Raw genomic sequence first — 26,229 nt, forward strand, 5'->3', positions numbered from 1 at the left:
GATGCAACGGCTACGCTTAGGGGGGCGGCTCCCCTGGCTGTCGTATGAACTGGACGGCTGCGGACATCCCCGATCAGAGCGGCCGGACGATCGTCGTCACGGGCGCCAACAGCGGCATCGGCCTCGAGACGACCCGCGAACTCGCCCGCAACGGCGCTCGGGTGATCATGGCCTGCCGAGACACCGATCGAGCCGAACAGGCGGCGCGCGACGTTCGGCGGGACGCACCCGACGCCGACCTCCGCGTCGAGGAGTGCGATCTGGCCGATCTCGAGTCGGTTCGGGCCTTCGCCGATCGGCTCGACGACGTCGAGATCGACGTCCTGATCAACAACGCCGGCGTCATGGCGATCCCCCGTTCGGAGACCGAAGACGGGTTCGAGACCCAGTTCGGCGTCAACCACCTCGGACACTTCGCGCTGACCGGCCTGCTCCTCGAGAACCTCGCGACCGACGGCGACGAGCCCGCTCGAGTGGTCACCGTCTCGAGCGCCGTCCACGAGCGGGGTGAGATCCAGTTCGAGGATCTCCACGGCGAGCGCTCCTACGACGAGTGGAGCGCCTACGCCCAGTCGAAACTGGCGAACGTGCTGTTCGCGTACGAACTCGAGCGTCGGTTCCTCACGGCCGGGCTGAACGCCGACAGCATGGCGGTGCATCCGGGCTACGCAAACACGAACCTGCAGTATCGGGGCCCCGAACAGCGGGGCAGCCGGCTCCGGATGGCGGCGATGAAGCTCCTGAACGCGGTGGTCGCCCAGCCGTCCGCGGACGGCGCGTTGCCGACGCTGTACGCCGCGACCGCGCTCGAAGCTGAGGGCGGCGCCTACTACGGTCCCGGCGGATTCGGGAACATGCGCGGCCCGCCCGAGCGCCAGGCCTCCTCGGAGCGATCCTACGACGAGGAGACGGCCCGCTGGCTGTGGGCGGTCTCGAGCGATCTGACGGGCGTCAGCTACGACCTGCCGCGGCCGAAAGCCCGCGTGCCGGCGAGGGGCTGACCGCTCGATCCTCGAGTCGACCGCAACGGGAAAGACGATCCGGTCGAACCCCTAGGCAATGAGCGACGAGGAGATCACGCACGCGAGCGACGTCGGCTCCGCGGACGCGCCCCCGGTCTCGGAGAAACCGTACAAGATCGTCTTCGAGGCCAACAAGTGTTTCGGCGCGGGCAAGTGCGCCGAGGTCAGCGACAACTGGCAAATGTCCATCGAGTCGGGGATCGCTCAGCCGACGGCCTACTTCTTCGGCGAGGAGGACCTCGAGCACAACGTCCGTGCCGCCGAGGTCTGCCCGGCGAAGAAGGACGACGGCTGCATCCACGTGATCGACCGCCGCACGGACGAGGAGATCGCCCCGAATCCCCACGGCGACGGCACGCTGAGCGTCGACTGGTAGCGACGGCGCAGCCTCGACGCGGCCGTCGCTCGCTCGATCAGTTCCCCTCGCCCTCCCGGAACGTCCACTCGGTCTCGAGGGTCGACGGCTCCGCGAGCGTCTGGTAGACGACGCAGTACCGTTCGGTGTACTTCTGCAGCGCGGCCTTCGTCTCGTCGTCGACGTCGCCGTCGACGGTGACCTCGAGGCGGATATCTTCGAAACCGACGGGTGCGTCCTCGTCGACGCCCATCGTCCCGCGGAGGTCGAGGTCGCCGCTGGCCTCGACGGAGACGTCGAGCTCGAGGCCGAAGTTCTCGGCGACGGCCTGGGCGGTGAGCTGCGAGCACGCCGCCAGCGCGCCCAGCAGCAGGTCGCCCGAGCAGGCCCCCGTGCCGGGGCCGCCGGCGCCCTCGTGGAGTTCGGCCTCGTAGATCGCCCGGCCGATGTCTACGCTACAGCTCCGGCTGTCGCCCTGCTCTTCCCCAGTCGCGGTCAGCGTGATCCGTGCCGACTCCGGGTTCTCCTCGTACTCGGCCTTCAACGGTTCCTGCTCCTCCTGCAAGTTACTCTCACTCATACACTCTCGATACTCGGTCACTTCTCAAATAACTACGCTCCGACGTCGGCCGACCGAAGCGAGGAGCGAGCGAACACCGAAACACACATTCCAGCACGGCGACTACCCTCGAGCGCGCTTCTGTGCGAGGGTAGCCAAGCAGGCCAACGGCGGTGGGCTTAAGACCCGCTCCCGTAGGGGTCCGAGGGTTCGAATCCCTTCCCTCGCATTTCCGCTGCGAGCAACTCGCGAGCAGCGGGAATCGGACGGAGGGATTTGAACGAGAGAAACGCGAGCGAGAGCGAGCGTTTCGCGTGGTTCGAATCCCTTCCCTCGCACCGCTGTCGCTCGTGAGTTGCTCGCGACAGCGATCGAACTGAAGGATTCGGATCAGACCGGGTCCTGCGAGCGGAGGGAGCAGGTTCTCGGTCGTGGTTCGAATCCTCTTCCCCCGCAGTTCAAAAAATCGACGAGCCCCGCCTCGAGCGAACCGGCTACGCCGGCACCTCCGAACGAGACGCGCGAGACGCGGGAGCGTGCTTCCCGAGGTCCCGACTCGAGAGCATCCGTCGACGCGATTCCCTTCGACGATCGACGGGCCGCTACGACCCGTCGACCGATGGGAGCGTAACGAAGACCGTCGTCCCCGCTCCGGGTTCGGAGTCGATCCAGATCTCGCCGTCGTGGCGCTCGACGATCCGCTGACAGAGCGCCAGCCCGATCCCCATTCCCTCGTGTTCGCCGCGGTCGTGGAGGCGCTGGAAGACCTCGAACACGCGCTCCTGATCGTCTGGATCGATCCCGATTCCCTCGTCGCGGACCGCGATCTTCCACGTCCCGTCCAGTCGCTCGGCGTCGACGCGGATCGTCGGCGGCTCGTCGCCGCTGTATTCGATCGCGTTCTCGAGCAGGTTCTGAAACACCTGCCGCAACTGGCCCGCGTCGCCGTTCACCCGGGGGAGGGTTTCGACCGTCACGTCGGCACCGCTCTCCTCGAGCCGAAGTTGGAGGTCCGCGAGGACGTCGTCGACGACGTCCTCGAGGTCGGTCGGCTCGAAGGGATCGCCCTTCGTTTCGACGCGGGAGTACGCGAGCAGGCCGTCGATCATGTTTCGCATCCGATCCGCGCCGTCGATGGCGAACTCCAGAAACTCCTCGCCGTCCGTATCGAGGGCGTCGCCGTAGCGGTCCTCGATCAGCCGCAGGTAGCTCGAGACCATCCGCAGCGGCTCCTGGAGATCGTGGGAGGCCGCGTACGCGAAGTCTTCGAGGCGTTCGTTCGAGGTCTGGAGTTGCTCGATCGTCTCCTCGAGTTTCCGCTGGTACTCGCGGCGCTCGGTGATATCCGTAACCGTAACGACCGCGCGACGCACGTCGCCACGTTCGTCCCTGACCGGCATCCCGTGTTCCATGACGATTCGCCGTTCTCCGTCGAACGTCCGGATCTCGTAGACGTTCGGTTCGGTCACCTCCTCCCCGCGGAGCACCTGGGACATCGTCCGCTCTTCGAGTTCGACCGGCTCGCCGGAGTCGGCCCAGACGGCGGTGTACTTCTCGTACTCGGCAACGGAGTCGGCGTCGAAGACGTCGCCGCCCCAGATCTCTTTGGCCGTGGCGTTCGCCCTGATCAGCGCCTCCTCCCCGTCCGCAACCACGGCGCCGACGGGCAACACTCGAAACAGCGTCTCGAGTTGCCGGCGCTGGTTTTCGGCCTCGAGTTCGGCCCGTTTGCGCTCGGTGATGTCGGTGAGCGCACCGGGGAACGTCTCGGCGTTCCCGTCCTCGTCGCACTCGACGTGGCCGCGAGCGAAGACCCAGCGGATCTCGCCGTCGGCGTTCCGGACCCGGTACTCCGCCTCGTACTCGCCGCCGGTTTCGAGGACGTCCTCGATCCGCGCGGCGACCCGGTCGCGGTCGTCCTCGTGGATCGACGACAGCACCCGCTCGAGCGGGAGCCCCTCTCGTGCCCGCTCCGGATCGAGTCCGAACGTTCGCGCGAAGGAGGCGCCGGCGACGAACGCGTCCTCGTCGACGTCCCACTCCCAGGTGCCGACCGCACCGGCCTCGGTCGCGGCCTCGAGCTGTTCCTTGGCGTCCTCCAGGTACTCTTCGCGCTCCTTGCGTTCGGTGACGTCACGGAAGTAGACCGAGATGCCGGTTTCGGAGGGGTAGAGGTTCGCCTCGACCCAGAACCCGAGCGTGTCGTAGTAGAGTTCGTAGCTGGTCGCCTCCTGGGACTCCCGTGCCGCGTGGAACGCGTCCCAGACCTCGTCGAGTTCGGCGGCGGACGGGAAGACGTCCCAGAGGCGTTCGCCGAGCAGTTCGTCCGCGGAGTGCTGGAGGAGCTCCTCGGCGCGGTCGTTGACGTGGGTAAACCGAAACTCTTCGTCGACCGCGTAGAACGCGTCGGAGATCCGTCCGAAGACCTCCTCGAGTTCGCTCTCGAGTCGCTGTTCGCGCCGTCGGCGCTCGGTTATGTCCCGGGTCACTTTCAGGTAGCCCCGGTGGGTGCCGTCGGCGTCCCGAATCGGCGTGATGGTGACGTTCGCCCAGAACTGCGAGCCGTCCGCGCGGACGCGCCACCCCTCGTCCTCGACCGAACCGCGCTCGGTCGCTCGCTCGAGGTTCCGCTCGGGAACGCCCGCCGCGCGGTCCTCGGGCGTGTAGAAGACCGAGAACTCCTCGCCGAGGATCTCCTCGCGGTCGTACCCCTTGATCCGCTCGGCGCCCGTATTCCAGCTGATGACGCGACCGTCCGGATCCAGCCGGAAGATCGCGTACTCCTCGATCGCGTCGACCAGGGAGCGAAACTCCTCTCTGCTCTCCCGGAGGGCGCTCTCCGAGCGTTTTCTGTCGGTGATGTCGTAGTAGAACTCGATCCGTCCGCCGGCGTACCGACCCGACTCGATCGGTTTGCTGTAGTGTTCGAGCCACCGCCCGTCGCGACCGTCGCCCGCCGTGACGCGACACTCGAAGCGCTCGATGTAGCTGTTGTCGTCGTAGGTGGCCAACACGGTCTCCGCGAACCGTTCCGGATCCTCGAGTTCGTGTTTTACCGTTTCCTCCACCAGCGTCCGTTTGTCGCGGCCGACGATCGCGTCCCGATCCAGTCCGAAGTACCGTTCGACGGTCTCGTCGGCCCAGGCGACCTCGAACTCGTCGTCGAGGACGAAGACGCCGATGTCGGCCTCGTCGAGGACGTCGGTGACGGGATTCGACGGCGCGTCCGGCGACTCGAACGATTCCAGCCGTCGGTTCGGCTCGGTTCGGTCCCGCACCACGCCGATCGCGCCCCGGAACTCGCCGTCGTCCGCGAGCGGATTGACCCGAAGTCCGCACGGGACGACCTCGTCGGTGGCGGCCCGAACGCCCAGTTCGAACGTTTCGATTCCATCGTTCGTTCCCTCGAGACGGGCCGACACCGCGCTCTCGATGGCTGATACGTCGTCGTTGTCCAGAATCAGCGAGACGTGTTCCCCCAGGAGTTCGTCCCGTTCGTAGCCCGTTATCTCGACGATGACGTCGTTGACCGCGACGAAGCTCCCCTCCGCATCGAGTTGATAGACGCCGTCGTCGATCGCACCGACGAGCGTCCGATACCGCTCGAGTGCCGCGTCGTCGTCGACGCTCCCCCAGAGCCGTCCGTCCCCCTCGTCGGGACTCGCTCCCGTACTCATGTCCACGCAATGGTCGGTGAAACGGATAAGGTTCCTGTCGGCACCTGATAGCAGTCCGCAAACGGAGGCCGTCTATCCAGCGATTCGCGAGCCGAGAATCGACGATCGAAGCCGGAACCGGCACGGCCTCGTCCTCGCCGGGCTCGCCCTCCGGAGCTGGCGACGGGTTCCCCCGCTAGAACGGGTACTCCCGCGGTTCGCGCTGGATCGAGACCCACTTCGTCGTCGTCAGCTCCTCGAGGATCGACTCGCCGTTGTACCGACCCAGCCCCGACTGCTTCACGCCGCCGAAGGGGACGTGGGGTTCGTCGTTGATCGGCTGGTCGTTGATGTGGACCATCCCGGTGTCGATCCCGTCGGCGATCCGTCGGGCCTGCGCGAGGTCCTCGCTGTGGACCGACCCCGACAGGCCGTGGATCGTGTCGTTGGCGAGTTCGATCGCCTCCTCGTCGCTCGAGTAAGGAATCACGGGCGCGACGGGGCCGAAGTGTTCGTTACAGGCCGCGGCCATGTCGTTGCTCGCGTCCGAGAGGACGGTCGGTTCGACGACCAGCGAGTCGTCGATGTCGTCGATCGCGGCCGTCTCGCCGCCCGTCTCGAGGGTCGCGCCCGCCTCGACGGTCTCCTCGACGAACTCGACGATCTGGTCGCGCTGGTCCGCGTCGATGATCGGTCCGATGACCGTGTCATCGTCGGTGGGATCGCCCGTCGGCAGGCTCGCGGCGCGGTCGGCGAGCGCGTCGACGTACTCGTCGTAGACCGACTCGTGGACGAGGTGGCGGTTGATCGAGATGCAGGCCTGGCCCTGATGCAGGAACGAACCGAAGACGCCGCCGTCGACCGCCCGCTCGAGGTCGGCGTGCTCGGTGACGACGTGGACGTTGTTGCCGCCCAGCTCGAGGGCCGGCAACGCGTTGTTTCCCGCGGCCAGCTCGGCGACGCCCTGCCCGATCGGGGTCGAGCCCGTAAAGGCGAGCACGCGGGGAATCTCGTGGCCCGCCATCTCGTCGCCGATCTCCGAACCTCGGCCGGGAACGACGCTGAGCAGCCCCTCGGGGACGCCGGCTTCCTCGAAGATCCGCGCGAGCAGCAGGCCGCCGGTGATCGGCGTGTTCGAGGCCGGCTTGAGGACGACGCCGTTGCCGGCCGCCAGCGCCGGCGCGACCGCGCGCATCGACAGATGGAGCGGGAAGTTCCACGGCGAGATGACGCCGACGACGCCGACCGGCCGGCGCTCGACGACGTTCTCCTTGCCGGGAATCGTCGACTCCGCGTGCTGGCCCTGCATCCGGAACGGGTAGCTCGCGGCCTCCTGCATCATCCCGCGAGCGGTCTGGAGTTCGGCCTCGCTTTTCGTCCGGGTGCTGCCGGACTCGACGGCCAGCAGCTCCGCGATCTCCTCGCGGTTGTCGCCGACGAACTCGAGGGCGGCCGACACCAGCTCCGCCCGCCGCTGCGGGGGCTGTTCGGCCCAGGACTCCTGGGCCTCGCGGGCCCGCTCGTAGGCCCGGTCGACGTCGTCGGTCGTTCCCGCCGGGACGGTCGCGACCTCCTCGCGCGTGTAGGGGTTCTCGACCGCGATCGACTCCCGATCGCCGGGATCGACCCACTCGCCGCCCAGGTACAGCGCGTTCCAGCCCGCGTCGGGTGCCAGGTGGAGTTCGTCCGTCATAGCCCGAGCTACCCCGACGGGATGGATAAGCCACCGACCCGCATCTGCAACGCCGTTGGGCGCCCGAGGCCCCTCGTGTCTTCGGTGCTACCGATCATCGCCGGACGCCGACTCGGCGCCGTGCTCGGCGAGGTACGACGGTGGTACCCGGTCCGTCGTGTACGTCTCGCGGCCGCGCTTCGTGATCCGACGGCCGTCCGCGAGCATTCCCGCGGCGTCGACGGCGAGGACGACGGGGTCGTCGGTACGACGGCTCCCGACGCGGCGGGCTTCGTCGGGACTCCCCGAGAGGTGGACGTGCTGGCGGGACATCGGCCGCAGGCCCGACTCGCGGATCGACTCGAGGTGCTCCGTGGCAGTGCCGTGGTAGAGTTCGTCGGGGACGGGCGCGTCGGTCGGCTCGAGGTCGACGTCGACGGAGTGGCCGTAGGCGGCCCGAACGCGGTCGTTGCTGTCGTCGTCGGTCGAGCCCGTTCCGCGGGTGCGTTCGAACCGCCCCTTCGGATCGGTCGCGATCACGGCCGCGACGTGGTCGGCGCCCGCCCAGTCGTACTTCCGCTCGACCGCGGCGACGACCTCGTCGTACTCCGTCCAGCCCCGGTCGTCGAGCTCGAGGCCGGCGTCGTCGGGGAAGTGTCGCAGCGCGCCGCTCGTAAACTTCGAGAGCCGGCGCCGTCGCTCCCCCGAGAGTAACTCCGTCCCGCTGGCGCCACAGCGGGGGCAGGTTCCGTCGTCGGTCGCGAACGGCCCGTGGTCCGGACAGGTTCGGATCGGCTCGGTCACGGCGGTCGGTGAGCGCTCGAGGACAAAAAAGGTCGTGCGCGGAGCTGCGCCCCACGGCGGCTACGAGCCGGTTCGGAGGGACAGATCCAGCGCGGGCGCCGAGTGGGTCAGCGACCCCATCGAGATCACGTCGACGCCCGTCGCGGCGTAGTCGGCGACGTCCTCGAGTCCGATCCCGCCGCTGGCCTCCGTCAGCACGCCCTCGCGGTCGGCGAGCAGGTCGACGCCCTCCCGAGTCCGTGCGGGGGACATGTTGTCGAGCAGGACGACGTCGGCGCCGGCCTCAACGGCACGGGGCGCGTCACCCGGCGTCTCGACCTCGACTTCGATCTTCGTCGTGAACGACGCCCGCTCCCGGAACCGCGAGACGGCGTCTTCGAGGCCCAGCTCGGCGACGTGGTTGTCCTTGACCATCACCATGTGCGAGCAGTCGAGGCGGTGGGTATCGCCCCCGCCGGCGACGACGGCCCGCTTCTCGAGGGCCCGCAGCCCGGGGGTGGTCTTTCGGGTCGCGGCGATCCGAACGTCCTCGTCGACCCGTCGCCCTTCGCGGGCCGCGTCGACCGCCTCGCGGGTTCGCGTCGCGATTCCCGAGGCGTGCCCGGCGAGGTTGACGGCGACGCGCTCGCCCCGGAGCACCTCCCGCGCGGGGCCCTCCACCTGGAGAACCGCGTCGCCGGGCTCGACTCGAGCGCCGGGCTCGAGCGCCTCGAGCACCGCGACGTCCAGGTAGTCGAAGACGGCCGTCGCGGCCTCGAGCCCCGCGGCGATCCCCCGTTCTTTCGCGACGAGACGCCCGATCGTCTCGCCGGGTACCCGGTTCGTGACGTCGTGGTGGCCGACGTCCTCGCAGAGCCAGCGTTCGACCTGTGAGTCCGTAATCATGGTCAGTCGTCCGCCGTGGATTCGGCCGCCGTCGATTCGTCCGTCACGAGGTGGTGACAGCCCCGCGACTCCCCGTTCTCGCCCGCGGCCCGCGCGATCAGCAGGGCGGTGACGCAGGCGTTCCGGAGTTCGTAGAGCTTCCGCGAGGTCCGCGTGCGGGTGTAGGCGTCGACCTCGCCCTTGAGCCGCCGGAGGGCGGCGCTCGCGCGGGCGATCCCCTCGGGGTCGCGCTCGAGGCCGAGGTAGTCGTCCATCGTCCCCTGGAGCCGGGTAAACTTCTCGGCGGCGAACCGGTCGGGGAGGACGGGGTCGCTGTCGCGGAGGGTGGGCGCCTCGACGATCCGGGGTTCGTCGCCGCTTGCGGCACCATCCTCGCCGGCCCGGAGCCCCCAGACCAGCCCCTCGAGCAGGCTCGTGCTCGCCAGTCGGTTCGCGCCGTGGACGCCGGTGCAGGCACACTCGCCGACGGCGTACAGTCCCTCGAGGCTCGTCCGCCCGCGGTCGTCGACGTCGATCCCGCCACACAGGAAGTGCTCGCAGGGGGCGACGGGGATCTCGTCGCCCTCGAGCCCGCGCTCGCGACACCGCTCGGCGATGGTCGGAAACGCCGACTCGAACTCGAGCGGGCTCACGTCGAGGACGACCTCCCCGGTCGCCTCACGCTCGCGCTCGACGGCGCGGGCGACGACGTCCCGCGGCGCGAGTTCGGCGTCGGGGTGGTACTCCGCCATGAACCGCCTCCCGTCGCCGTTGCGGAGGACGGCGTCCTCGCCGCGGAGGGCTTCCGAGAGCAGGAACGGCTCGTCCTCGTCGAAGGCGGTCGGGTGGAACTGCACGTACTCGAGGTCCGCGACGTCGGCGCCCGCAAGCGCGGCCATCGCGATCCCGTCGCCCGTCGCGCCGTCGGGGTTGGTCGAGCGACCGTAGAGCGCGCCGATCCCGCCGGTGGCGAGGACGGTCGCGCCGGCGTAGATCGGGTTACCGGTCGAGGCCTCGTCCGTGAGAACGCCGTGAACCCGCCCCTCGTGGGTGACGAGCTCGAGGGCAGCGGTGTCCTGGCGAACCTCGATGCGCTCGTGGCCGTCGACGTAGTTCAGGAACGGACGCAGAACGTGAGTCCCCGTCGCGGCGTCGACGTGGAGAATGCGCCGTTCGGAGTGGGCCGCCTCGCGGGCGTAGTCGAACTCGCCGTCTGTGCGCTCGTCGAAGGGGATCTCGAGGGTCTCGAGGAGCACATCGGCGACCGCGTCGTCGGCGTTCTCGACGAGGACGTCGACGGCAGTGGGGTCGGCCGTGTCGTCGCTGGCTGCGAGAACGTCCGCTTTGACCGAGTCGGGATCGCCGCGAGCGACCGAGATCCCGCCCTGTGCCCGGTCGGTGCTGGCGTCGGCGGGTCGGGTGGCTTTGGTCACGAGGCGGACGTCGCTCCCCTCGCGGGCCGCGGCCAGCGCGGCCGCACAGCCCGCGATGCCGCTGCCGACGACGAGGACGTCCGCGGTGTCGTGGGGTGGTGTCTCGGGCATGGTCGATCAGAGCTCGAGCATGCGATCGAGGGCCAGTTCGGCCAGTTCCTTCTCCTCGGGGGCGACCTCGATGGCGTTGCGCTCCCGGCCCGCGACGAGCTCCTCGAGGACCCACGCGAGGTAGTTGGGATCGATCTGGCGCATGGCGTTGCAGTCCATGCAGGCGTCGCCACACAGCGGGACGACCTCGACCTCGGGGTGCCACCGTTGCAGGTGCTCGGCGAGGTGGATCTCGGTGCCGATCGCCCACGTCTCGCCGGGCTCGGCGTTCGCGATCGTCTCGCGGATCGTCGCCGTCGAGCCGACGACGTCGGCGGCCTCGACGACCTCGCGGCGGCACTCGGGGTGGACGACCACGTTCGCGTCCGGGTACTCCTCCCGAACTCGCTCGACGTGGGTCTCCTCGAAGCGCTCGTGGACCTGGCAGTAGCCGTTCCAGAGGATCAGGTCCCGATCGGCGACCTCCTCGGCGTCTTTTTCCTCGGGATCCCACGGATCCCACGTGACGGTCTCGTCGGCCATCCCCAGCCGGTGGGCCGTATTCTCTCCGAGGTGTTTGTCGGGGAGAAAGAGGACCTTGTCGCCGCGCTCGAGGGCCCACTCGAAGGCGCGGTGTGCGTTCGAGGAGGTACAGACCAGCCCGCCCTGGCTCGCACAGAACGCCTTCAGGTCCGCGTAGGAGTTCATGTACGTGATCGGGACGATCTCGGCGTCGGGTGCGGCCGCCGTGATCTCGGCCCAGGCGGCGTCGACCTGCAGCGCCTCGGCCATCCCGGCCATCGGACAGGACGCCTCCATACTCGGCAGGATCACCGTCTGGTCGTCGTCGGTGATGATGTCGGCGCTCTCGGCCATGAACGTCACGCCGCCGAAGATCACGTACTCGGCGTCGGTGTTCGCCGCCTCGCGCGAGAGCCCGTAGGAGTCGCCGACGAAGTCGGCGTGTTCGACGATCTCGCGTCGCTGGTAGTTGTGTCCGAGGATCACGACGTCGTCGCCGAGCGCCTCGAGCGCAGCCTCGATCCGTTCCGTTCGCTCGTTCTTTTCGAGATCCCGGTATTCAGTGGGAAGTTGTTCAAGCGTGTCGTACTTGAACAAGCTCAGGTCCGTTTCGAATTCCGTTGTTTGCATCTCTGCCATTCTGATCTACCGTAGCTGAAAGTACCTCATTAGGGAGTATCGAATAAACTTTTCCTTCAATACCGATTACTGGCGATGCACCACTACACAATACTCCTCGAGAATACCGGAGAGCGACCCCTCGCGGAGCGAACCGGCGACTGCGCGCTCGAGACCGCGAAAACGGGTCACCGGACGCCGACCGCCGGTCGTCGCGACGGGACGGAGGCGGCGGCTCGACTCGACTTTCGGTCCGCTACCGATCGGGCGCGAGCGTCTCGAGTGTCAGCTCCGTGACCTCGCTCGAGGCGGGGTCGGGGACGACGACGATCGGATGGTCGATCACGGTGTCGGCGACGAGCGCCTCGAGCCGTTCCTCGGCGTCCTCGGGCGTCCCGGCCACGCCGAGGTCGGCGACCATCTCGTCGGTGACGGCGTCGGCGGCCTCCCCCCTGTTCCCCTCGCTCCACGCCGCGGCGACCCGCTCGGCCTCGTCGGGGAAGACGGTCCCGACGGCCCGCCGATACCCCTCGCCGCTGCCGACGTAGTAGGCGAGGTGCTGGCGGACGGCGTCGCGGGCCGTCTCGAGGTCCTCGGCGACGGCCGTGGGGACGTACGGGGCGACGGTGATCTCGCCGGGGTCGCGCTCGCGCTCCCGGGCCGCCTTCGCGACCTCCTCGAAGGCGTCCTCGAGCCCCGAGAAGGGAATGTTGTGCGGGATCCAGCCGTCGGCGAGCCGGCCGACGACCCGGCGGTTCGCCGGCCCCAGCCCGGCGTGGTAGATCGGGACGGGCGTCTCGAGGGAGGGGAAGTCGCTCACTTCGAGTAACTCGCCGTCGTAGTCGACGCGTCCCTCGCCAGCGGTGTACGCCCGGACGATCTCGATCGTCTCGTGGGCGCGTCGCACCGGGCGGTCGAACGCGGCGCCGTGGAGGTCCTCGACGGCCTTCGACGTACTCGTTCCCACGCCGAGCGCGAACCGCCCGTCGGAGACCCGCTGCAGCGAGGCCGCGGTCATCGCGAGCACGGCCGGCGAGCGCGAGTAGACGTTGAAGATCGCCGACCGGATCCCGATCTCCTCGGTCCGGGTCGCGATCTCGGTCGCTTGGACGACCCCGCTCTCGCCCCAGAGTTCGGGCAGCCAGACGTCGTCGTACCCTTGCTCCTCGGCCCGAACGGCCACGTCCACGTCCTCCAGTTCGTCGGTGCTCGTCGCCAGCAGTCCGATCTTCATAGGCGACCCGACGACCGGCGGGGACAAAAGCGTCGGTGCCGGCTCACGCTCGCGAAGTTGAACCGGGACCGTCCCGTCAGAACAGCGTTGACGTGGGCAACAGCCAGACGCCGACGCCGATCATGAGGAGCCCGCCGACCAGCCAGGGAAGCTGTCGCCTCGCGAGCAGCCGCGCCGTCCCGTCCCGGCTGGAGTCGGAGACGACGAACGCCGGCGTCCCGTCGCCGTCGCTCACGACCGCGCTGATATCCCGCATCGTCTCGCGGGCGTCGATGTCGTACCGGGACTGGCCGAAGGCGTACGCCTCGCCGCCGGGCTCGAGCCGCCGTTCGTGGTATCGGCGGTCGTTCCCCGTCGCGAGTTCGACGACCTTCAGGTCGATCGAGGTGTTCTCGGACTCGAGGTCGGACTCGTGGGCGAGAAACTCCCTGATCGGCTCGGGTTCGGGCTCGCCACCGTCGACCTCGATCGTCGTGTCCGTCGACAGCGCCAGTTCGGCGCCCGCGGGCTCGACGCGAACGCTCGCGGTCTCGTCCTCGAGCCGAAACGCCGTCGCCTCGCGGCCCTCGTCGACGGTCTTCCACGAGGAGTTCTTCCCGCTGGACTGGTACTCCTCGACCTCGTACTCGTAGGCGAGCGCGGCCGTTCCCGTAAGCGGCGCCCGAAGCCGGTCGCCGATCGCGGTCGCGGTTCCCTCGAGTTCGACCGGTCCCGCCGCGCGCTCGACAGCGACGACGTCGTCGGTCTCGCCCCGATAGACGTGGTAGGCGGGCCGCAGTTTCAGGCAGCCGACCACGAGGGCGACGAGCCCGCCGAGGACCAGCAGTGGACCGAACATACGTCCGTATCGTCGCGAGATGACAATAACGATACTGGTCCGAAATACGACACGTCGGTGTCGGGATGTCACCGCTTTGAGCGAGCACCCGAGGGCCGGCCCGCTGCGTTCAGCGCTCGAAGGCGACCTCGCCGTCGACGAGCGTCATCGACACGTCGATCTCGTCGATCCGCTCCGGCTGGGCCCACGGCGACTCCGCGAGCACCACCAGATCCGCGCGCGTGCCGACCTCGAGCGTTCCCAGCCGGTCCTCGTCGAAGCCGGCGTAGGCCCCGCCCCGGGTGTAGGCTCGGATCGCCTCGGTGACCGAGAGGCGCTGGGCCTCGGTCGGCGCGTTCACGGCGTAGTGGATCCCAAGCAGCGGATCGAGGGGCATGCAGTCCGAGCCGAACGCGAGGTCGATTCCGCGCTCGAGGACCTCCCGAAGACGGTTCGTCCGGTTCCGTCGCTCCCGCCCGAGGCGCTGGTCGTAGAGGCCACCGTCCCGGGCCCACTGGTGGAAGTTCGGCTGCATCGAGGCGACGATGCCGGCGTCGGCCAGCCGCTCGAGGTGCTCGTCGGTCGCCAGCTCGAGGTGTTCGATCCGGTGGCGCGACCCTGCGGGATCGTCGGTCGCCTCGAGCGCCGACAGGGCCTCCTCGATCGCCTCGTCGCCGATGGCGTGGGCGGTCGCCTGGAAGCCGGCGTCGTCGGCCTGCTCGACGATCTCCTCGAGTTCGTCGGGGGTGATGACCCACTCCCCATCGTCCTCGGGATCGGGTTCGGCCTCGTTCTCGTCGGGCTCGTAGGGTTCGAACAGCTTCGCCGTCCGCGCGCCGATGCTGCCGTCGGTGTAGGTCTTGATCGCGCCCGTCCGGACGCGCTCGCTCCCCGCGTTCGTGGTGAGTCCGACCTCGATCACGCTGTCGGCGTGGTCGGTCCAGTAGTTGATCCGGACCCTGGCCGGGAGTTCGCCCGCGGCCTCGAGGTCGCGGTAGACCTGCGGCGACCGGGAGTGACGCACCATGTCGTGGACGGCGGTCACGCCCTTCGCGACGGCGTGGTCGAGCCCCGCGGTCACCAGCTCGCGGGTCTCCTCGTAGTCCGGCGAGATCCGCGAGCGGACGATTTCGGCGGCGTCCTCGACGACGACGCCCGTCGGCTCGCCGTCCTCGCGGCGGACGTCGCTCTCCGGCAGGTCACCCTCGAGTTCCGCGAGGGCGACGGAGTTCAGCGAGGCGGCGTGCATGTCCACCCGCAGGGCGACGACGGGTCGCTCTTCGCTGACTCGGTCGAGCTGGTCCCGGGTGAGGTAGCTCCGGTTGTCGCCGTCCCACTCGCTCTCGTCGTAGCCGAAGCCCTGGACCCACCCCGACTCGGTCTCCGCTTCTCGCTCGGCGAGGCGCTCGAGGCAGTCCTCGGAGCCGTCCGCACCCGAGAGGTCGGCGTGGACCAGGTACCGGCCCGTGTTCTCGACGTGGGTGTGGGCGTCGATAAAGCCCGGCAGGACGACCCGTCCCTCGCAGTCGATAGTTTCGGTCTCGACGCCCTCGAGAAACTCGATCTCGTACGTATCCCCGACGCGGACGACCTCGCCGTCCCGGACGGCCAGCGCCTCCTCGGGGTCGGGTTCGGCCTCCCCGTCGTCGTCGCCCGCGAGCGTGTAGATCCGCGCGTTCGTCACCACCAGATCGGCAGCCTCGGTCATAGGTGAGATCCCACACGCGAGGAGCAAAACGGTAGTGGTCGCCGGCCCGCCCAACCCGGCTCCCGGTTCCTCTCAGGCCAGAAACTATTACCCCCTCCCGTTCGAAGATTCGCCCGTGATGAGCCGCGAAAACCGGGCGATCCTGGCCTCCTTCGGGCTGTTCGTGCTCGCTCTCGGCGGACTCGCGGTCCTCGAGGGAACGCTCGGCGTCCCGGTCGGCGACGGTCCGCTCGCCGCGCTGGCCTTCGCCATTGCGATCGTCCTCCCGCAGCTGTACCTCGCGCGGACCGACGACGAGGTCGCGCCCCGGACCAGGCTGGGAGTCGCCGCCGTCCTCGCGGGGCTGTTCGCGCTCGGGTTCGCCGCGGCACCGACCGGGACGCCGTCGGTGCTGCTGTTCGGCGCTGCGGGACTCGCCTTGCTGGTCGTCTGCCGGCGCGAGATCCGGGCGGCCTACCGGGAGTCGATCGGAAGCGACGACCTGAACGACGACACTGCGTCGCGACCGTAGCGCCGCGCGCCGATCAGCAATCCTTAGGGCCGGGCCGCGTGTTGGCCCCACCATGACAGATCCCGCGTCCCTTGCCGACAGGGTCCAGGAGGGGGAGCTTCGCATCCACGAACTCGAGGCCGAAGCCGACTTCGACACCGCCGCGGAGGCTCGCCGGCTGCTCGTCGAGCGCAAGACCGACGCCGACCTCGAGGCGATCGGTGACTACGCGTTCCCGGCCGAACGAGCCGAACCGAACATCGAGAACATGATCGGCGCGGCCCAGGTGCCGATGGGCGTCGTCGGTCCCGTTTCCGTCTCGGGCGGCGCCGTCGAGGGCGAACGCTACCTGCCGCTGGCGACGACCGAGGGCGCGCTTTTGGCGTCGGTCAATCGCGGACTCTCGGTGATCGGATCCGCGGGCGGAGCCGACGCTAGGGTCACCAAGAACGGAATGACCCGTGCCCCCGTGTTTCGGGTCGACGGCGTCGCCGAGGCTGCCGAAACCGTCGAGTGGGTCGAGGACAACCTCGAGGCGCTCCGCGAGGCTGCGGAGTCGACGACGAGCCACGGCGAACTGCTCGGCGTCGAGCCGTACGTCGTCGGCGACTCGGTCTATCTGCGCTTCGCCTACGACACGAAGGACGCGATGGGGATGAACATGGCCACCATCGCCACCGAAGCGGCCTGCGAGGTCGTCGCCGAGGAGACGCCCGCCTCGCTGGTCGCCCTGTCGGGGAACCTCTGTTCGGACAAGAAGCCCGCGGCGATCAACGCCGTCGAGGGTCGCGGACGGTCGGTGACGGCCGACGTCGTGATCCCCGGCGACCTCGTCGAGGACCGCCTCCACACCACCGCCGAGGCCATCGTCGAGGCCAACACCCGGAAGAACCTCGTGGGCAGCGCGAAGGCCGGCAGCCTGGGGTTCAACGCCCACGCCGCCAACGTCGTCGGCGCCGCCTTCCTCGCGACCGGCCAGGACGAGGCCCAGGTCGTCGAAGGGGCGAACGCGATCACGACGATGGACGCTCGGAACGCGGAGGACGGCGCCACGGACCTCTACGCCTCCGTCTCGCTGGCCTCCCTCGAGGTCGGCACCGTCGGCGGCGGCACCAAACTTCCCACGCAGTCGGAGGCGCTCGACGTTCTCGGGCTCCGGGGCGGGGGCGATCCCGCGGGCTCGAACGCCGACGCCCTGGCCGAAATCATCGCCGTCGGCGCGCTGGCGGGCGAACTCTCCTTGCTCGCGGCGCTGGCGTCGAACCACCTCGCGAGCGCCCACGAGGACCTCGGGCGGTAGCGTCAGCGGGAGTCGAATCCGTTTTCCGCATAACGTGAACCGTCTCTCGAGTCGCTTCGCTCGGCTGAGGGCGTATCTGATGGGTTGTGTGTTGGCATACCACTAAGAAAGCCGAGCGCGAAGAGGAGAAACGATCGATCGCATGTCTACAGATTCGCTGCGCGTCATCATCGTCGGCGGCGGTCGCGTCGGCTACCGCGCGGGCCGACTGCTCGACGGCTACGGCCACGAGGTCGTCGTCATCGAGCGGGATCCGTCCCGCTGTGCGGAGATCGACGAACACTTCCCGACCGTGATCGAGGCCGACGCGACCCTGCCGCCCGTGCTGCGGGAGGCCGACCCGGCGGCGAGCGAGACGATCGCTGCGCTGACGGAGGACGGCGCGACGAACCTGGCGGTTTGCCTGGCGGCCCAGCGAATGAACGAGTCGATCTACACGATCCTGCGAACGGACACCGAGTCCAGACACGAGTACGGCGAACTGGTCGACAGCGTCGTCTACCCCGAGGCGGCCGGGGCGAGGCTCATCGCGAACGAGACCGTCGGCAACGCGCCCCGCGTATTCAACGCGTTGGCCGGGGATATCGAGATCGTCCGGGTGAAGGTGGGAGCCGACGCCCCGCTCGCCGGCGAAACGCTCGCCGACGCGCCCCTCCCCGAGGGCTGTCTCGTCATCACGGACGCGGACGCGAGCCACGTCGCCAGGGCCGATACGATCCTCGAGGCGAACCACCAGTACATCATCGCGGTCGATCCCGACGACCTGGACGAAGTGGCAACGCTCCTCTCGGGAACGGTCAGGACGGTCGGAACCGGCCCCTGATCGGTAGCCGCCGTCGAGAGTCGTCCCGGTCGCGCTACTGCGCCAGCGTCCGGGCGTCGTCTCGAGCGCGGATCGTCGCGACCGCGACGTATCCCCCGCCGACGGCGAGCAGGAGGTAGCCGCCGAGCACCCCGAGCCCGCTCGAGGCGACGGCGACGAGGCCCAGTCCGAGTCCGGCGACGCCGTAGGCGGCGGCGAAATCCCGCCGGCCGTACGCGCCGTGGAGGACCGCGAGGGCGACGAACGTCAGGGCGAACGCGCCGACCGCGAGCGTCGTGGTGTCGGCGCCGAGCAGCGAGTCGCCGACGGCGGCGCCGTAGCCGAGGAGCGCGATCGCGACCACCGTTCCGACGCCGATCGTCGTCGCCTGCACGTCGACCGTCTCGTCCATTGTCGTTTCGTACTGGCTGCGGGTGCAAAGAACTGCCGCTCGAGGGCGTTCGGCTCGGGCGCGCAAGACTGGCCGTTGCGCTCACAGCCGACGATACTGTCCCCGACTCTCGCTGACCTCGCCGCGCCTCGTGAGCTTCTCGAGCGCCTCGCGAACGTACTCCGCCGACACGCCGCGCTCGCCCGCGTAGTCGACGACCTCCTCGGCGGTCGGGCGCTCGAGGTCCGCGAGCGCTTGCTCGACGATCTCCTTCTTGCTGCCGCTGTCGGTCGAACCGCGGGGGTCGCGTTCGCCGGCGGCCGCGAGTTCGTCCGCGTCGAGTCCCGACTCCTCGAGGTACTCCTCGTCGTCGACGACGCCGTCTTCGACGTCGCGCTCGAGTTTCGAGAACGAGTCGAGCTTCGCGAAGGCCTCGCCCTCGCCCTGGCGGTTGGCGAGCATCGAGGCGCGGACGTCACGGGCGTGGTCGGCGTCGTCCGTCTCGACGAACTTCTTGCGGCGCTCGTACGCTTTCCGTGAGCCACAGCGGGGACACTGCGTGGTCTCGGAGCGGCCCTCGATCATCCAGAGGTGCGAGCACTCGCTGCAGCCGACGACGGCGTACATGCTAGCTCGAGGTGGGGCGGCCCCGTAGTTCAAGCTTCGCCACGCGGGGTGAAAGTGGTCCTCGACGCGTAGTACTATTAGCACCGCCCTCGCCTTTCGGAACGTATGGAACACGTATCCCTGTCCGACGTCGAGAGCTCGGAAGCGGCCGACGGCGTTCACCTCGCGATCATGGCCGGCGCCGAGGAGATGAACGTCCAGCACTTCGAGATCGAACCCGGTGCGACCGTCGAGGAACACAGCCACCCCCACGAGCAGACGGGGTTCATCTACGAGGGCGAACTGACCTTCCACACCGAGGGCGACGAGATCGTCTGCGGGCCGGGCGACTCCTACGCGATTCCGGGTGAGCAGGCTCACGCCGCCGAGAACCGCGGCGACGAGACGGTCCGGGGCGTCGACATCTTCAGCCCGCCCCGTGAGAATCCGACCTGGCAGGACTAATACGGATTGCTGTACCGATGTACCGGCGCAACCGCGACGCGGGCGGCGGTTGCGCCGGAACTGGCTGACAGTAAACCGTATGACGGCTTCGCGGGCACTGTTTTCGATGTTCGACCGTTCTCGCCGGCGTTGATCAGCCGCGGCCCCCGTCACGCTCGAGGGACGAAGCTCGAGCAGATCATAATAATAATGTCGAATAAATTATCAATATCTACTAATTTATACCAAGTGTATGCTAAACAGTACGACGACAACGGAATCGGCGTTCGACGACCGTTCGGGACCGTGGATCGCGTTCACACGGGTCTTCGCGGGACTGTTGCTCCTGTATGAACTGACCCTCGGCGGGTGGTGGAAGCTCGGCTGGGTCACGACCGGGCCGAACCCGGAGTGGGTCGGTGCCGACGCTGGCGCGGAGGTGTACGAGGTTTCCGAACAGGCGATCGAGGAGGGAACGTTCGGCTGGTTCGCGGCGCTGCTCGAGGCCGTCGTCCTCCCGGCCCCCGAACTCTGGACTGTCCTCGCGCTGGCGGCCCAGGTCGCGACCGCCGTCGGCCTGATTCTCGGGCTCTGGACGCGACCCGCTGCACTGCTCGGCATCGTCTACTTCCTGCCGGTCTTTCACCTCGGCATGATTCGGACGTCGCCGCTGTTTACCGTCCCGATCGCGTTCGCGTTCGTCGCGAATGCCGGTCGCTACCGCGGCCTCGATGCCGTGCTCTGGAACCGCTCCGACGCGCTCGGACGGCTGACTCGAGCCCTCAACGCGGCGCTGCCGTTCCGGCGGGCCTGGTACCCGCCGCTGGCCGCGGCAGTCGCCGTCGTCGGCGCATACTACCTGCTCTCGATCCCGGAGACGGTCGACACCCGCGTCCACCTCACGAGCCTCGAGCTGACCGTCTTCGCCGGACTCGTCGCCGGCGGCCTCTCGTACGTCTACCGAGGGGCGAACCCGACGGCGGTCGCGGCCGACGCGCTTCGGGTCTTCGTCGGCTACCGCTTCCTCCAGGAGGTCGTCGTCCGGTCCGAGCCGGGCGTGAACGCCCTTCCGGGCTGGGCGAGCGCCGACGCCCAAGCCGAGGTGTTCGAAGGGATCGCCGCCTCCCACGTCGCTCCGGTGAGCGCGGTCATCGAACTCGCGGTACTGCCGGCGATGAGCGCGTGGATCCTCGCGTTCGCCGCCGTCCAGACCGCCGTCGGAATCGCCCTGCTCGTAGGCTACCGGACGAGAGTCGCCGGAACCGTCGCCGTCGGTTACCTCGCCGTCCTGACCGCGCTGGGGCTCGTTCGCCTCGCTCCCCTCGTCTTCGCGAGCGCGGTCGTCGCCGCCACTCTCGCCGGCCGTCACGCGAGTCTGGACGCGGTCGCCGGGCGCGTCCCTCGACCGCCCGTGATTTCGGCTCGAGCCTCCCTCCCGGCTGCGGCCGTCGCCGTCGCGTTCCTGAGCGGCGCCGCCGCGATCGGGATCGATCCCGAGGCCGGCTACGGCGAGGTCGCCGGGCCGGTCGCGCTCGTGATGCTCGCGTTCGGACTCCTCTCGCTCGCGTTCGTCTCGCGGCCGTCCGCGACGCCCTCGCCGGATGCGGCCGCGACGGACAGCGCTCCGGGTGACGACTGATGGGCGACACGTCGCCGTCCCTTCACTGGTAAATACCACAGGGTTATATCCGTCTCGCCGAAAGGGAAAGCGATGGAAACCGAAACGGGATCGTCTGGCCAGTGGAGTGTCGGACGCGTTGCCGGCTATCTCGAGCGACTGGGACCGACCTGGCTCGCGGGGGCGATCGCGGCCGGGCCGGCGACGATGGTCAGCCTGCTCGTCGCGGGCGCGAGCTTCGGCTACACGCTGCTGTGGGTCGTCGTCCTCTCGGCGATCCTGGGGACCGTCGGCCAGTACCTCGCGATGCGGCTCGGCCTGCTCACCGAGGCGGGGATCGTCGCCGTCGTCGAGGACCGCCTCGGCACCTTTTGGGCGTGGGTGCTCGTGATCGACGTCGTGCTCGCGGCGGGGCTCGCCCAGCTCGTGATCATGAAGACGCTGGCCGACGTCAGCGCGACGATCGTCGGGAGCGCGGGCGTCGCCACGCTGGCCGACCCCCGACTGTGGGGCGTAACGTGGGCGATCATTCTCGCGCTGGGGCTCGCGGGCGGCGGGTACAGAGTTGCAGAGATCGGCGCGAAGCTGCTCGTCTCGCTGGTCGTGCTGGCGTTCGTCGCCTCGGCGTTCGTCGTCCCGATCGACCCGACCGAGGTCGCGGCCGGACTCGTTCCCTCGATTCCGGCCGGCGTCGGCGGGGCGGTCGTCGCCGCGGGCGTCCTCGGCGGTGCGGTCCACATCACGCTGCTGACGATGCAGAGCTACACGATGCGCGCTCGAGGATGGACCGAACGCGACCGCGGAATCGCGCGGTTCGACGTCGTGAGTTCGATGCTCGTCGCCTTCGGGATCTTCAGCCTCGCCGTCTTTCTGGTCGCCGCGAGCGTGCTGCCGGGGGTCGTCGATCCCGCGACGATCGACGAGATCCAGGCCGCCCAGGCGCTCGGCCCGGTCGCCGGCGAGTACGCGACCTGGCTGTTCCTGCTGGGACTGTGGGGCGCCGCGGTCTCGACGCTCGGCGGGAACACGATCGTGCCGCCGTACCTGCTGGCCGACAAGCTCGGCTGGGCACAGTCCGTCGAGGACCCGCGCTACCGGGGCGCGCTCGTTGCCGTCGCGCTCGCCTCGGCGATCGGCGCCTTCCTCGAGGGCGCGTTCTTCGAACTGCTCGTGCTCGTGCTCGCTTTCGGCCTCGTCGGGACCCCCTTCGCGCTCGCGATCATCCTCGTTCTGCTGAACGATCCCGACGTCGTCGGCGAGACGAACTCGCTCCTCGAGAACGTCGGCGGACTCGCCCTGTTCGCGGTGGCGGTCGTGCTGGCGGTCGAGTTCGTCCTCGAGGAGCTGCCGGCGGCGACCGCGGGCGACCCGACCGCGCTGTTCGTCGTCGCCTTTGCCGCGTCGATGGTGCTCGCAATCGCCGGGCTCGTTGTGGCCGCGGTTCGGGATCGGCTCCGCACCCGTTCGGGGTAGCGCCAGCACCTCCTCGAAGCTACAGCTCCTTTCGCATCTTCACGTGTGGAATGCCGGCCTCCTCGAACGGCTCGCCGTATCGGTCGTACCCCAGATCCCCGTAGAAGTCGGCCGCGTGCGTCTGGGAGTGGAGTTTCAGTTCGTCGAACCCGTCCGCTCGAGCTCGCCCCTCGAGGCGGGCCATCAGCTCACGGCCGATCCCCTCGCCGCGTCGCGACTCGAGGACGGCCACGCGCTCGACCTTTCCGGCGCCGTCCTCGAGCTCCCGGAGCCGCGCGGCGCCGACGGACTCGCTCCCGTCGTAGGCGACGAAGTGGACGGCGTCGGGGTCGTGCTCGTCGTACTCGAGGTCCTCGTCGACGCCCTGCTCCTCGACGAACACCTCGTGGCGAACGGCGAGGGCGTCCTCGCGCTCGGCGTCGGACTCGACGACGCGGGTTTCGATCATGGCCGGAGGATACGGCGATACGATTCGAGAGCGTTACGGTACGGACCTCGAGAAACCGCGGCCGAAGAACGTCGGCTACAGCGTTCCGAGTTCCGCGAGCGCCTCCTCGATCGTGAGGATCGCGAGGTCGTGCTCGAGGGCCGACTCGATCGTATAGCGGAGCCGTTCTTCGGTGAACGTCTCGAACTGGGAGTGGGCGCCGACGATCGAGAGGACGTCCTCGTCCGCCGCTCGTCGCATGAACGCGTCGACGTCGTCCTCGCTGGCCTTGTCGGTCTCGACGTACATTCGCTGCATCGTCGTCGGGTCGAGTCCCTCGAGTTCGTTGTGGCCGCCGCCGTAGCGGTGGTTCGCGACCGCCTCGTAGTGATCGCGGACGACGTCTTCGGCGACGCCGTGGTAGCGACCGTAGGTGTAGACGAACCCGGTCGCGTCGAGTCCCCACGCCTCGAGCTGGTCGTCGGTCTTCTCGAGGACCTCGCGCATGAGCGACTCTGGATACCGAACGTAGCCCGACGGGCCGACGGTCTCGGGGAGGGGTTCCGCGAGTTCGACGTACTCGCCGTTCGCGTCGCTGCCCCTGCCGGCGACCGTCGCGGTCGCCTCGCGTTCCTCGTCGAAGACCACGAGCGGGTCGCCCTCGATGGCGCCGTGTCGGTTCGCCTCGACGTAGAGGCGCTCGTCGCCGGCTCGAGCGGGCTCGGTCAGGCGGATCCGGCCGAGCGCGCGGTGGTAGTAGGTGTGGGACATGACGCCCCAGCCGTCGGCCTGCATCTCCCGGAGCTGTCCGGGCTCGAGGTAGGCATCGTCCGTTCCCATCAGGCCGGGACAGGCCGCGACGCAGCCGGGAACGTCGTACTCCCGGTGAACCTCGTAGGACAGTGTGTAGTCCTCGATCGGGCTGTCGTCGTAGGTGAACACGAGCATCCCCTCGCTGTCGGCGATCTCGCTCGAGCGCTCGTCCGTTTCGGGTTCGGGCTCGGCGCGCTCGCTCTTGGCGGCCAGCTCTCGGGATCGACCCTCGCTGCTCGCGTTTCGCCCGGCATCGTTCGCGGGGTCGTCCTTGGATTCCGAGAGTCCATACGTCGTGGCGACGCCGCCGGCGAGCGCGACCCCGGTCGCCGACAGCAGACTCCGTCGTCGCATCTATCGCCCTCCGTCGTCGGAACGCAGCCGACCGCGACCGCACGCCGTCCCGACTCGAATCGAGACTTCTGGAGACGCCTTCCCTTGATTCGGACCGCGTTCGGACGCTTCCGCACCACCGAGAGCGGAGTTGTTTCGACTACCACCTTTGTTGTTTGTGTCCCACCAGACCATGTATTTAATACGCCAACCTTGGCCGAGCCACCGATATAAGCTTTCCGCCGGTCGGCTGGAGAACGCTTCGTTCCAGCTTCGGACGGGTGGAACGGCGATACGGAGCTACACGACAAAAAACGACGATGCGGCGTGTCGGGTTCGCGAGCGTTCGAACCCGAGACAACCGGTCTCCCGAACGCGTCAGACCGCGTGCGGCCCGACTGCCCGAAACGTTATCTACGAGAGATTTTCAATGTTGCTGATGACTTCGTCGGCGTACTCGCTGGTGGCGAGTTTCTCGGCGTCCTCGAGCTGGCGCTCGAGGTCGTAGGTGACTTTGCCCGAGGAGATGGTCTCCTCGACGGCGTCGCGGACGAGGTCGGCGGCGTCGTCCCAGCCGAGGTACTCGAGCATCATCCGGCCCGAGAGGATCATCGCGGTCGGGTTGACCTTGTCCTGGCCCTCGTACTTGGGCGCGGAGCCGTGGACGGGCTCGGCCAGCAGGCGGCCGTCGCCGAAGTTCGATCCGGGGGCGATGCCGAGACCACCGATCTGGGCGCCGGCGGCGTCGGACATGTAGTCGCCGTTCAGGTTCATCGTCGCGATGACGTCGTACTCGTCGGTGCGGGTGAGGATCTGCTGGAGCATGTTGTCGGCGATGCGGTCGTTGACGACGAGCGTGTCGTCGTCGGCCTCGCCGTCCTGCTCCTCCCAGAGGGTGTCCTCGGTGATGACCTCGTCGCCGTACTCTTCTTCGGCGACCTCGTAGCCCCAGTCGCGGAACTGGCCCTCGGTGAACTTCATGATGTTGCCCTTGTGGACCAGCGTGACCGAGTCGCGGTCGTGCTCGAGGGCGTAGTCGATGGCGCGGCGGACGAGTCGCTTCGTTCCGAACTCGGTGATCGGCTTGACGCCGATGCCGACGGGGCCGTCGTGGATGACGTCGTCGAAGCCCATGTCTTCCTCGACGAACTCCTTGACCTCCTCGACCTCGTCGGTGCCTTCCTCCCACTCGATTCCGGCGTAGACGTCCTCCGTGTTCTCACGGAAGGTGACCATATCCATCTGCTCGGGCTCGGAGACGGGCGACGGAACGCCGTCGAGGTGGTAGGTCGGCCGGACGTTCGCGTAGAGGTCGAGCAGCTTGCGCAGACCGACGTTCAGCGAGCGGAAACCGGCGCCGACGGGCGTCGTCAGCGGGCCCTTGATCGCGACGCGGTGTTCCTTGATCGCCTCGACGGTCTCGTCGGGCAGGTTCTCGTCGTACTTCTCGCGGGCGGACTCGCCGGCGTAGACTCGCATCCAGTTGATATCGTGACCGGTCGCCTCCGCGGCGGCGTCGAGAACTTTCTGGGCGGCGGGACCGACGTCGCTGCCGACGCCGTCACCGTAGATAATCGGGATGATCGGGTTGTCGGGGACCTCCAGCTCGTCGTCGCTTCCCTCCTTCAGCGTGATCTTCTCCCCCTCCTCGGGGACCTCGATCTTGTCGTAGCTCATCTCGTCTGTACCGTGCTCCGATGGGGCTAAAAGACCTCCCATTTCCGTCGATGTTGCGCCGGATTTTCCCCGTCAGCCGGTCGACCGCCGCCGATCGTGGAAAAATCCGCTCGAGGACCCCTCATACCGGTAAAACACAGTTTCGATCGTGACACACCTCTTCGTCGGCTGTCGAACCGGGCTGCGACGAACGGCGATTACGACACCGGGTCGTCCCCGCTGTCGGCCGCCGCCTCCCAGTGGCGGGCGAGGAGGACGGCGCCGACGATCACGATAATGACGCCGCCCGCTCCAAACAGCGCTCGTCCCGTCGCGGTCGACCACCCCAGTCTGCTCGCGCTCCAGAACCCGGCCAGCACCGTGATACCAAACACGAGGAGTGCGATTCCGCCCTGATACGGGGTGGGCTCGTCGCTGGCGAGTAGCCGCCCGACGGCGAGGACGGTCATCGCGGCGCAGAACCCGGCCAGCAGGAGGGCCGACGTCATCCTCCACGGTGCT

General features: G+C 68.6%; 24 protein-coding genes and 1 tRNA gene. 9 read left to right on the top strand and 16 right to left on the bottom strand.

Annotated elements, in window-relative coordinates:
• Nucleotides 1-44: 44 nt before the first annotated feature.
• Entirely contained in the window at nucleotides 45-1,001 is a 957-nt protein-coding gene (locus ACNA7R_RS01740) for an oxidoreductase (RefSeq protein WP_416281811.1), read from the top strand.
• Nucleotides 1,002-1,059: 58 nt separating this feature from the next.
• The gene (locus tag ACNA7R_RS01745; RefSeq protein WP_416281812.1) at nucleotides 1,060-1,398 is read left to right on the top strand and encodes a ferredoxin; all 339 of its coding nucleotides are present in this window, start codon (nucleotides 1,060-1,062) and stop codon (nucleotides 1,396-1,398) included.
• Between the two features lie 37 nt (nucleotides 1,399-1,435).
• On the opposite strand, the gene ACNA7R_RS01750 is transcribed toward ACNA7R_RS01745, so the two are convergent.
• Nucleotides 1,436-1,957: an OsmC family protein gene (locus ACNA7R_RS01750; RefSeq protein ID WP_416281813.1), complete on the bottom strand. Its 522-nt coding sequence runs from the start codon at nucleotides 1,955-1,957 to the stop codon at nucleotides 1,436-1,438.
• A gap of 124 nt (nucleotides 1,958-2,081) precedes the next feature.
• Here ACNA7R_RS01750 and ACNA7R_RS01755 point away from each other — a divergent pair.
• Nucleotides 2,082-2,165: transfer RNA gene (locus ACNA7R_RS01755), tRNA-Leu, on the top strand.
• 373 nt (nucleotides 2,166-2,538) lie between these two features.
• Here ACNA7R_RS01755 and ACNA7R_RS01760 read toward each other — a convergent pair.
• From ACNA7R_RS01760 to ACNA7R_RS01800, 9 genes are all read right to left on the bottom strand, one after another.
• Nucleotides 2,539-5,613 carry a PAS domain S-box protein gene (locus ACNA7R_RS01760; protein ID WP_416281814.1) on the bottom strand — a complete coding sequence of 1,025 codons (3,075 nt, stop codon included), beginning with the start codon at nucleotides 5,611-5,613 and terminating at the stop codon, nucleotides 2,539-2,541.
• A 175-nt stretch (nucleotides 5,614-5,788) separates the two neighbouring features.
• Complete coding sequence (locus ACNA7R_RS01765) at nucleotides 5,789-7,285, bottom strand: aldehyde dehydrogenase family protein (protein WP_416281815.1); 1,497 nt, start codon at nucleotides 7,283-7,285, stop codon at nucleotides 5,789-5,791.
• 87 nt (nucleotides 7,286-7,372) lie between these two features.
• Entirely contained in the window at nucleotides 7,373-8,068 is a 696-nt protein-coding gene (locus ACNA7R_RS01770; protein WP_416281816.1) for an RNA 2'-phosphotransferase, read from the bottom strand.
• Between the two features lie 60 nt (nucleotides 8,069-8,128).
• Nucleotides 8,129-8,953, bottom strand: coding sequence for a carboxylating nicotinate-nucleotide diphosphorylase (gene nadC / locus ACNA7R_RS01775; protein ID WP_416281817.1), 825 nt, complete (start codon nucleotides 8,951-8,953; stop codon nucleotides 8,129-8,131).
• Nucleotides 8,954-8,955: 2 nt separating this feature from the next.
• Complete coding sequence (locus ACNA7R_RS01780) at nucleotides 8,956-10,476, bottom strand: L-aspartate oxidase (RefSeq protein ID WP_416281819.1); 1,521 nt, start codon at nucleotides 10,474-10,476, stop codon at nucleotides 8,956-8,958.
• Between the two features lie 6 nt (nucleotides 10,477-10,482).
• The gene (gene nadA / locus ACNA7R_RS01785; RefSeq protein ID WP_416281820.1) at nucleotides 10,483-11,616 is read right to left on the bottom strand and encodes a quinolinate synthase NadA; all 1,134 of its coding nucleotides are present in this window, start codon (nucleotides 11,614-11,616) and stop codon (nucleotides 10,483-10,485) included.
• 235 nt (nucleotides 11,617-11,851) lie between these two features.
• Nucleotides 11,852-12,829, bottom strand: a complete 978-nt coding sequence (locus ACNA7R_RS01790; protein WP_416281821.1) for an LLM class flavin-dependent oxidoreductase — start codon at nucleotides 12,827-12,829, stop codon at nucleotides 11,852-11,854.
• Nucleotides 12,830-12,905: 76 nt separating this feature from the next.
• Nucleotides 12,906-13,667: a GIDE domain-containing protein gene (locus ACNA7R_RS01795; RefSeq protein WP_416281822.1), complete on the bottom strand. Its 762-nt coding sequence runs from the start codon at nucleotides 13,665-13,667 to the stop codon at nucleotides 12,906-12,908.
• Nucleotides 13,668-13,776: 109 nt separating this feature from the next.
• Nucleotides 13,777-15,354 (bottom strand): amidohydrolase, encoded by a 1,578-nt coding sequence (locus tag ACNA7R_RS01800; RefSeq protein WP_416281823.1) that lies wholly within the window; start codon nucleotides 15,352-15,354, stop codon nucleotides 13,777-13,779.
• 118 nt (nucleotides 15,355-15,472) lie between these two features.
• On the opposite strand from ACNA7R_RS01800, the gene ACNA7R_RS01805 reads away from it, so the two are divergent.
• The 3 genes from ACNA7R_RS01805 to ACNA7R_RS01815 all read left to right on the top strand — a co-directional run bounded on the left by ACNA7R_RS01805 (nucleotide 15,473) and on the right by ACNA7R_RS01815 (nucleotide 17,967).
• A complete protein-coding gene (locus ACNA7R_RS01805) occupies nucleotides 15,473-15,865 on the top strand; it encodes a hypothetical protein (protein WP_416281824.1) in 393 nt (130 codons plus the stop codon).
• A 52-nt stretch (nucleotides 15,866-15,917) separates the two neighbouring features.
• Nucleotides 15,918-17,144 carry a hydroxymethylglutaryl-CoA reductase (NADPH) gene (gene hmgA, locus ACNA7R_RS01810; RefSeq protein ID WP_416281825.1) on the top strand — a complete coding sequence of 409 codons (1,227 nt, stop codon included), beginning with the start codon at nucleotides 15,918-15,920 and terminating at the stop codon, nucleotides 17,142-17,144.
• Nucleotides 17,145-17,286: 142 nt separating this feature from the next.
• On the top strand, nucleotides 17,287-17,967 hold the full coding sequence (locus ACNA7R_RS01815) for a potassium channel family protein (RefSeq protein ID WP_416281826.1): 681 nt from the start codon (nucleotides 17,287-17,289) through the stop codon (nucleotides 17,965-17,967).
• 34 nt (nucleotides 17,968-18,001) lie between these two features.
• On the opposite strand, the gene ACNA7R_RS01820 is transcribed toward ACNA7R_RS01815, so the two are convergent.
• Both ACNA7R_RS01820 and ACNA7R_RS01825 read right to left on the bottom strand, forming a co-directional pair.
• Nucleotides 18,002-18,358, bottom strand: a complete 357-nt coding sequence (locus ACNA7R_RS01820; protein WP_416281827.1) for a hypothetical protein — start codon at nucleotides 18,356-18,358, stop codon at nucleotides 18,002-18,004.
• Nucleotides 18,359-18,439: 81 nt separating this feature from the next.
• Nucleotides 18,440-18,964, bottom strand: a complete 525-nt coding sequence (locus ACNA7R_RS01825) for a DUF5817 domain-containing protein (protein WP_416281828.1) — start codon at nucleotides 18,962-18,964, stop codon at nucleotides 18,440-18,442.
• A gap of 105 nt (nucleotides 18,965-19,069) precedes the next feature.
• Here ACNA7R_RS01825 and ACNA7R_RS01830 point away from each other — a divergent pair, with 105 nt between their 5' ends.
• From ACNA7R_RS01830 to ACNA7R_RS01840, 3 genes are all read left to right on the top strand, one after another.
• Nucleotides 19,070-19,408, top strand: a complete 339-nt coding sequence (locus tag ACNA7R_RS01830; RefSeq protein WP_416281829.1) for a cupin domain-containing protein — start codon at nucleotides 19,070-19,072, stop codon at nucleotides 19,406-19,408.
• A gap of 232 nt (nucleotides 19,409-19,640) precedes the next feature.
• Nucleotides 19,641-21,026, top strand: coding sequence for a DoxX family protein (locus tag ACNA7R_RS01835; RefSeq protein ID WP_416281830.1), 1,386 nt, complete (start codon nucleotides 19,641-19,643; stop codon nucleotides 21,024-21,026).
• Between the two features lie 72 nt (nucleotides 21,027-21,098).
• Entirely contained in the window at nucleotides 21,099-22,478 is a 1,380-nt protein-coding gene (locus ACNA7R_RS01840; protein WP_416281831.1) for an NRAMP family divalent metal transporter, read from the top strand.
• A 19-nt stretch (nucleotides 22,479-22,497) separates the two neighbouring features.
• On the opposite strand, the gene ACNA7R_RS01845 is transcribed toward ACNA7R_RS01840, so the two are convergent.
• From ACNA7R_RS01845 to ACNA7R_RS01860, 4 genes are all read right to left on the bottom strand, one after another.
• Nucleotides 22,498-22,926: a GNAT family N-acetyltransferase gene (locus ACNA7R_RS01845; protein WP_416281832.1), complete on the bottom strand. Its 429-nt coding sequence runs from the start codon at nucleotides 22,924-22,926 to the stop codon at nucleotides 22,498-22,500.
• Nucleotides 22,927-23,001: 75 nt separating this feature from the next.
• Nucleotides 23,002-24,072 carry a polysaccharide deacetylase family protein gene (locus ACNA7R_RS01850; RefSeq protein WP_416281833.1) on the bottom strand — a complete coding sequence of 357 codons (1,071 nt, stop codon included), beginning with the start codon at nucleotides 24,070-24,072 and terminating at the stop codon, nucleotides 23,002-23,004.
• Between the two features lie 393 nt (nucleotides 24,073-24,465).
• A complete protein-coding gene (gene icd / locus ACNA7R_RS01855) occupies nucleotides 24,466-25,728 on the bottom strand; it encodes an isocitrate dehydrogenase (NADP(+)) (protein WP_416281834.1) in 1,263 nt (420 codons plus the stop codon).
• Between the two features lie 197 nt (nucleotides 25,729-25,925).
• Complete coding sequence (locus ACNA7R_RS01860) at nucleotides 25,926-26,216, bottom strand: hypothetical protein (protein WP_416281835.1); 291 nt, start codon at nucleotides 26,214-26,216, stop codon at nucleotides 25,926-25,928.
• Nucleotides 26,217-26,229: the final 13 nt, after the last annotated feature.

This window comes from Natronococcus sp. (genome assembly GCF_047921035.1).
Taxonomy (GTDB): Archaea; Halobacteriota; Halobacteria; order Halobacteriales; family Natrialbaceae; genus Natronococcus.

What these genes read in the sequence shown, in the direction of transcription:
- ACNA7R_RS01740 (WP_416281811.1), top strand. Translation starts at nt 45, where the DNA reads ATGAACTGGACGGCTGCGGACATCCCCGATCAGAGCGGCCGGACGATC.
- ACNA7R_RS01745 (WP_416281812.1), top strand. Translation starts at nt 1,060, where the DNA reads ATGAGCGACGAGGAGATCACGCACGCGAGCGACGTCGGCTCCGCGGAC.
- ACNA7R_RS01750 (WP_416281813.1), bottom strand. Translation starts at nt 1,957, where the DNA reads ATGAGTGAGAGTAACTTGCAGGAGGAGCAGGAACCGTTGAAGGCCGAG.
- ACNA7R_RS01760 (WP_416281814.1), bottom strand. Translation starts at nt 5,613, where the DNA reads ATGAGTACGGGAGCGAGTCCCGACGAGGGGGACGGACGGCTCTGGGGG.
- ACNA7R_RS01765 (WP_416281815.1), bottom strand. Translation starts at nt 7,285, where the DNA reads ATGACGGACGAACTCCACCTGGCACCCGACGCGGGCTGGAACGCGCTG.
- nadC (WP_416281817.1), bottom strand. Translation starts at nt 8,953, where the DNA reads ATGATTACGGACTCACAGGTCGAACGCTGGCTCTGCGAGGACGTCGGC.
- ACNA7R_RS01780 (WP_416281819.1), bottom strand. Translation starts at nt 10,476, where the DNA reads ATGCCCGAGACACCACCCCACGACACCGCGGACGTCCTCGTCGTCGGC.
- nadA (WP_416281820.1), bottom strand. Translation starts at nt 11,616, where the DNA reads ATGGCAGAGATGCAAACAACGGAATTCGAAACGGACCTGAGCTTGTTC.
- ACNA7R_RS01790 (WP_416281821.1), bottom strand. Translation starts at nt 12,829, where the DNA reads ATGAAGATCGGACTGCTGGCGACGAGCACCGACGAACTGGAGGACGTG.
- ACNA7R_RS01795 (WP_416281822.1), bottom strand. Translation starts at nt 13,667, where the DNA reads ATGTTCGGTCCACTGCTGGTCCTCGGCGGGCTCGTCGCCCTCGTGGTC.
- ACNA7R_RS01800 (WP_416281823.1), bottom strand. Translation starts at nt 15,354, where the DNA reads ATGACCGAGGCTGCCGATCTGGTGGTGACGAACGCGCGGATCTACACG.
- ACNA7R_RS01805 (WP_416281824.1), top strand. Translation starts at nt 15,473, where the DNA reads ATGAGCCGCGAAAACCGGGCGATCCTGGCCTCCTTCGGGCTGTTCGTG.
- hmgA (WP_416281825.1), top strand. Translation starts at nt 15,918, where the DNA reads ATGACAGATCCCGCGTCCCTTGCCGACAGGGTCCAGGAGGGGGAGCTT.
- ACNA7R_RS01815 (WP_416281826.1), top strand. Translation starts at nt 17,287, where the DNA reads ATGTCTACAGATTCGCTGCGCGTCATCATCGTCGGCGGCGGTCGCGTC.
- ACNA7R_RS01820 (WP_416281827.1), bottom strand. Translation starts at nt 18,358, where the DNA reads ATGGACGAGACGGTCGACGTGCAGGCGACGACGATCGGCGTCGGAACG.
- ACNA7R_RS01825 (WP_416281828.1), bottom strand. Translation starts at nt 18,964, where the DNA reads ATGTACGCCGTCGTCGGCTGCAGCGAGTGCTCGCACCTCTGGATGATC.
- ACNA7R_RS01830 (WP_416281829.1), top strand. Translation starts at nt 19,070, where the DNA reads ATGGAACACGTATCCCTGTCCGACGTCGAGAGCTCGGAAGCGGCCGAC.
- ACNA7R_RS01835 (WP_416281830.1), top strand. Translation starts at nt 19,641, where the DNA reads ATGCTAAACAGTACGACGACAACGGAATCGGCGTTCGACGACCGTTCG.
- ACNA7R_RS01840 (WP_416281831.1), top strand. Translation starts at nt 21,099, where the DNA reads ATGGAAACCGAAACGGGATCGTCTGGCCAGTGGAGTGTCGGACGCGTT.
- ACNA7R_RS01845 (WP_416281832.1), bottom strand. Translation starts at nt 22,926, where the DNA reads ATGATCGAAACCCGCGTCGTCGAGTCCGACGCCGAGCGCGAGGACGCC.
- ACNA7R_RS01850 (WP_416281833.1), bottom strand. Translation starts at nt 24,072, where the DNA reads ATGCGACGACGGAGTCTGCTGTCGGCGACCGGGGTCGCGCTCGCCGGC.
- icd (WP_416281834.1), bottom strand. Translation starts at nt 25,728, where the DNA reads ATGAGCTACGACAAGATCGAGGTCCCCGAGGAGGGGGAGAAGATCACG.
- ACNA7R_RS01860 (WP_416281835.1), bottom strand. Translation starts at nt 26,216, where the DNA reads ATGACGTCGGCCCTCCTGCTGGCCGGGTTCTGCGCCGCGATGACCGTC.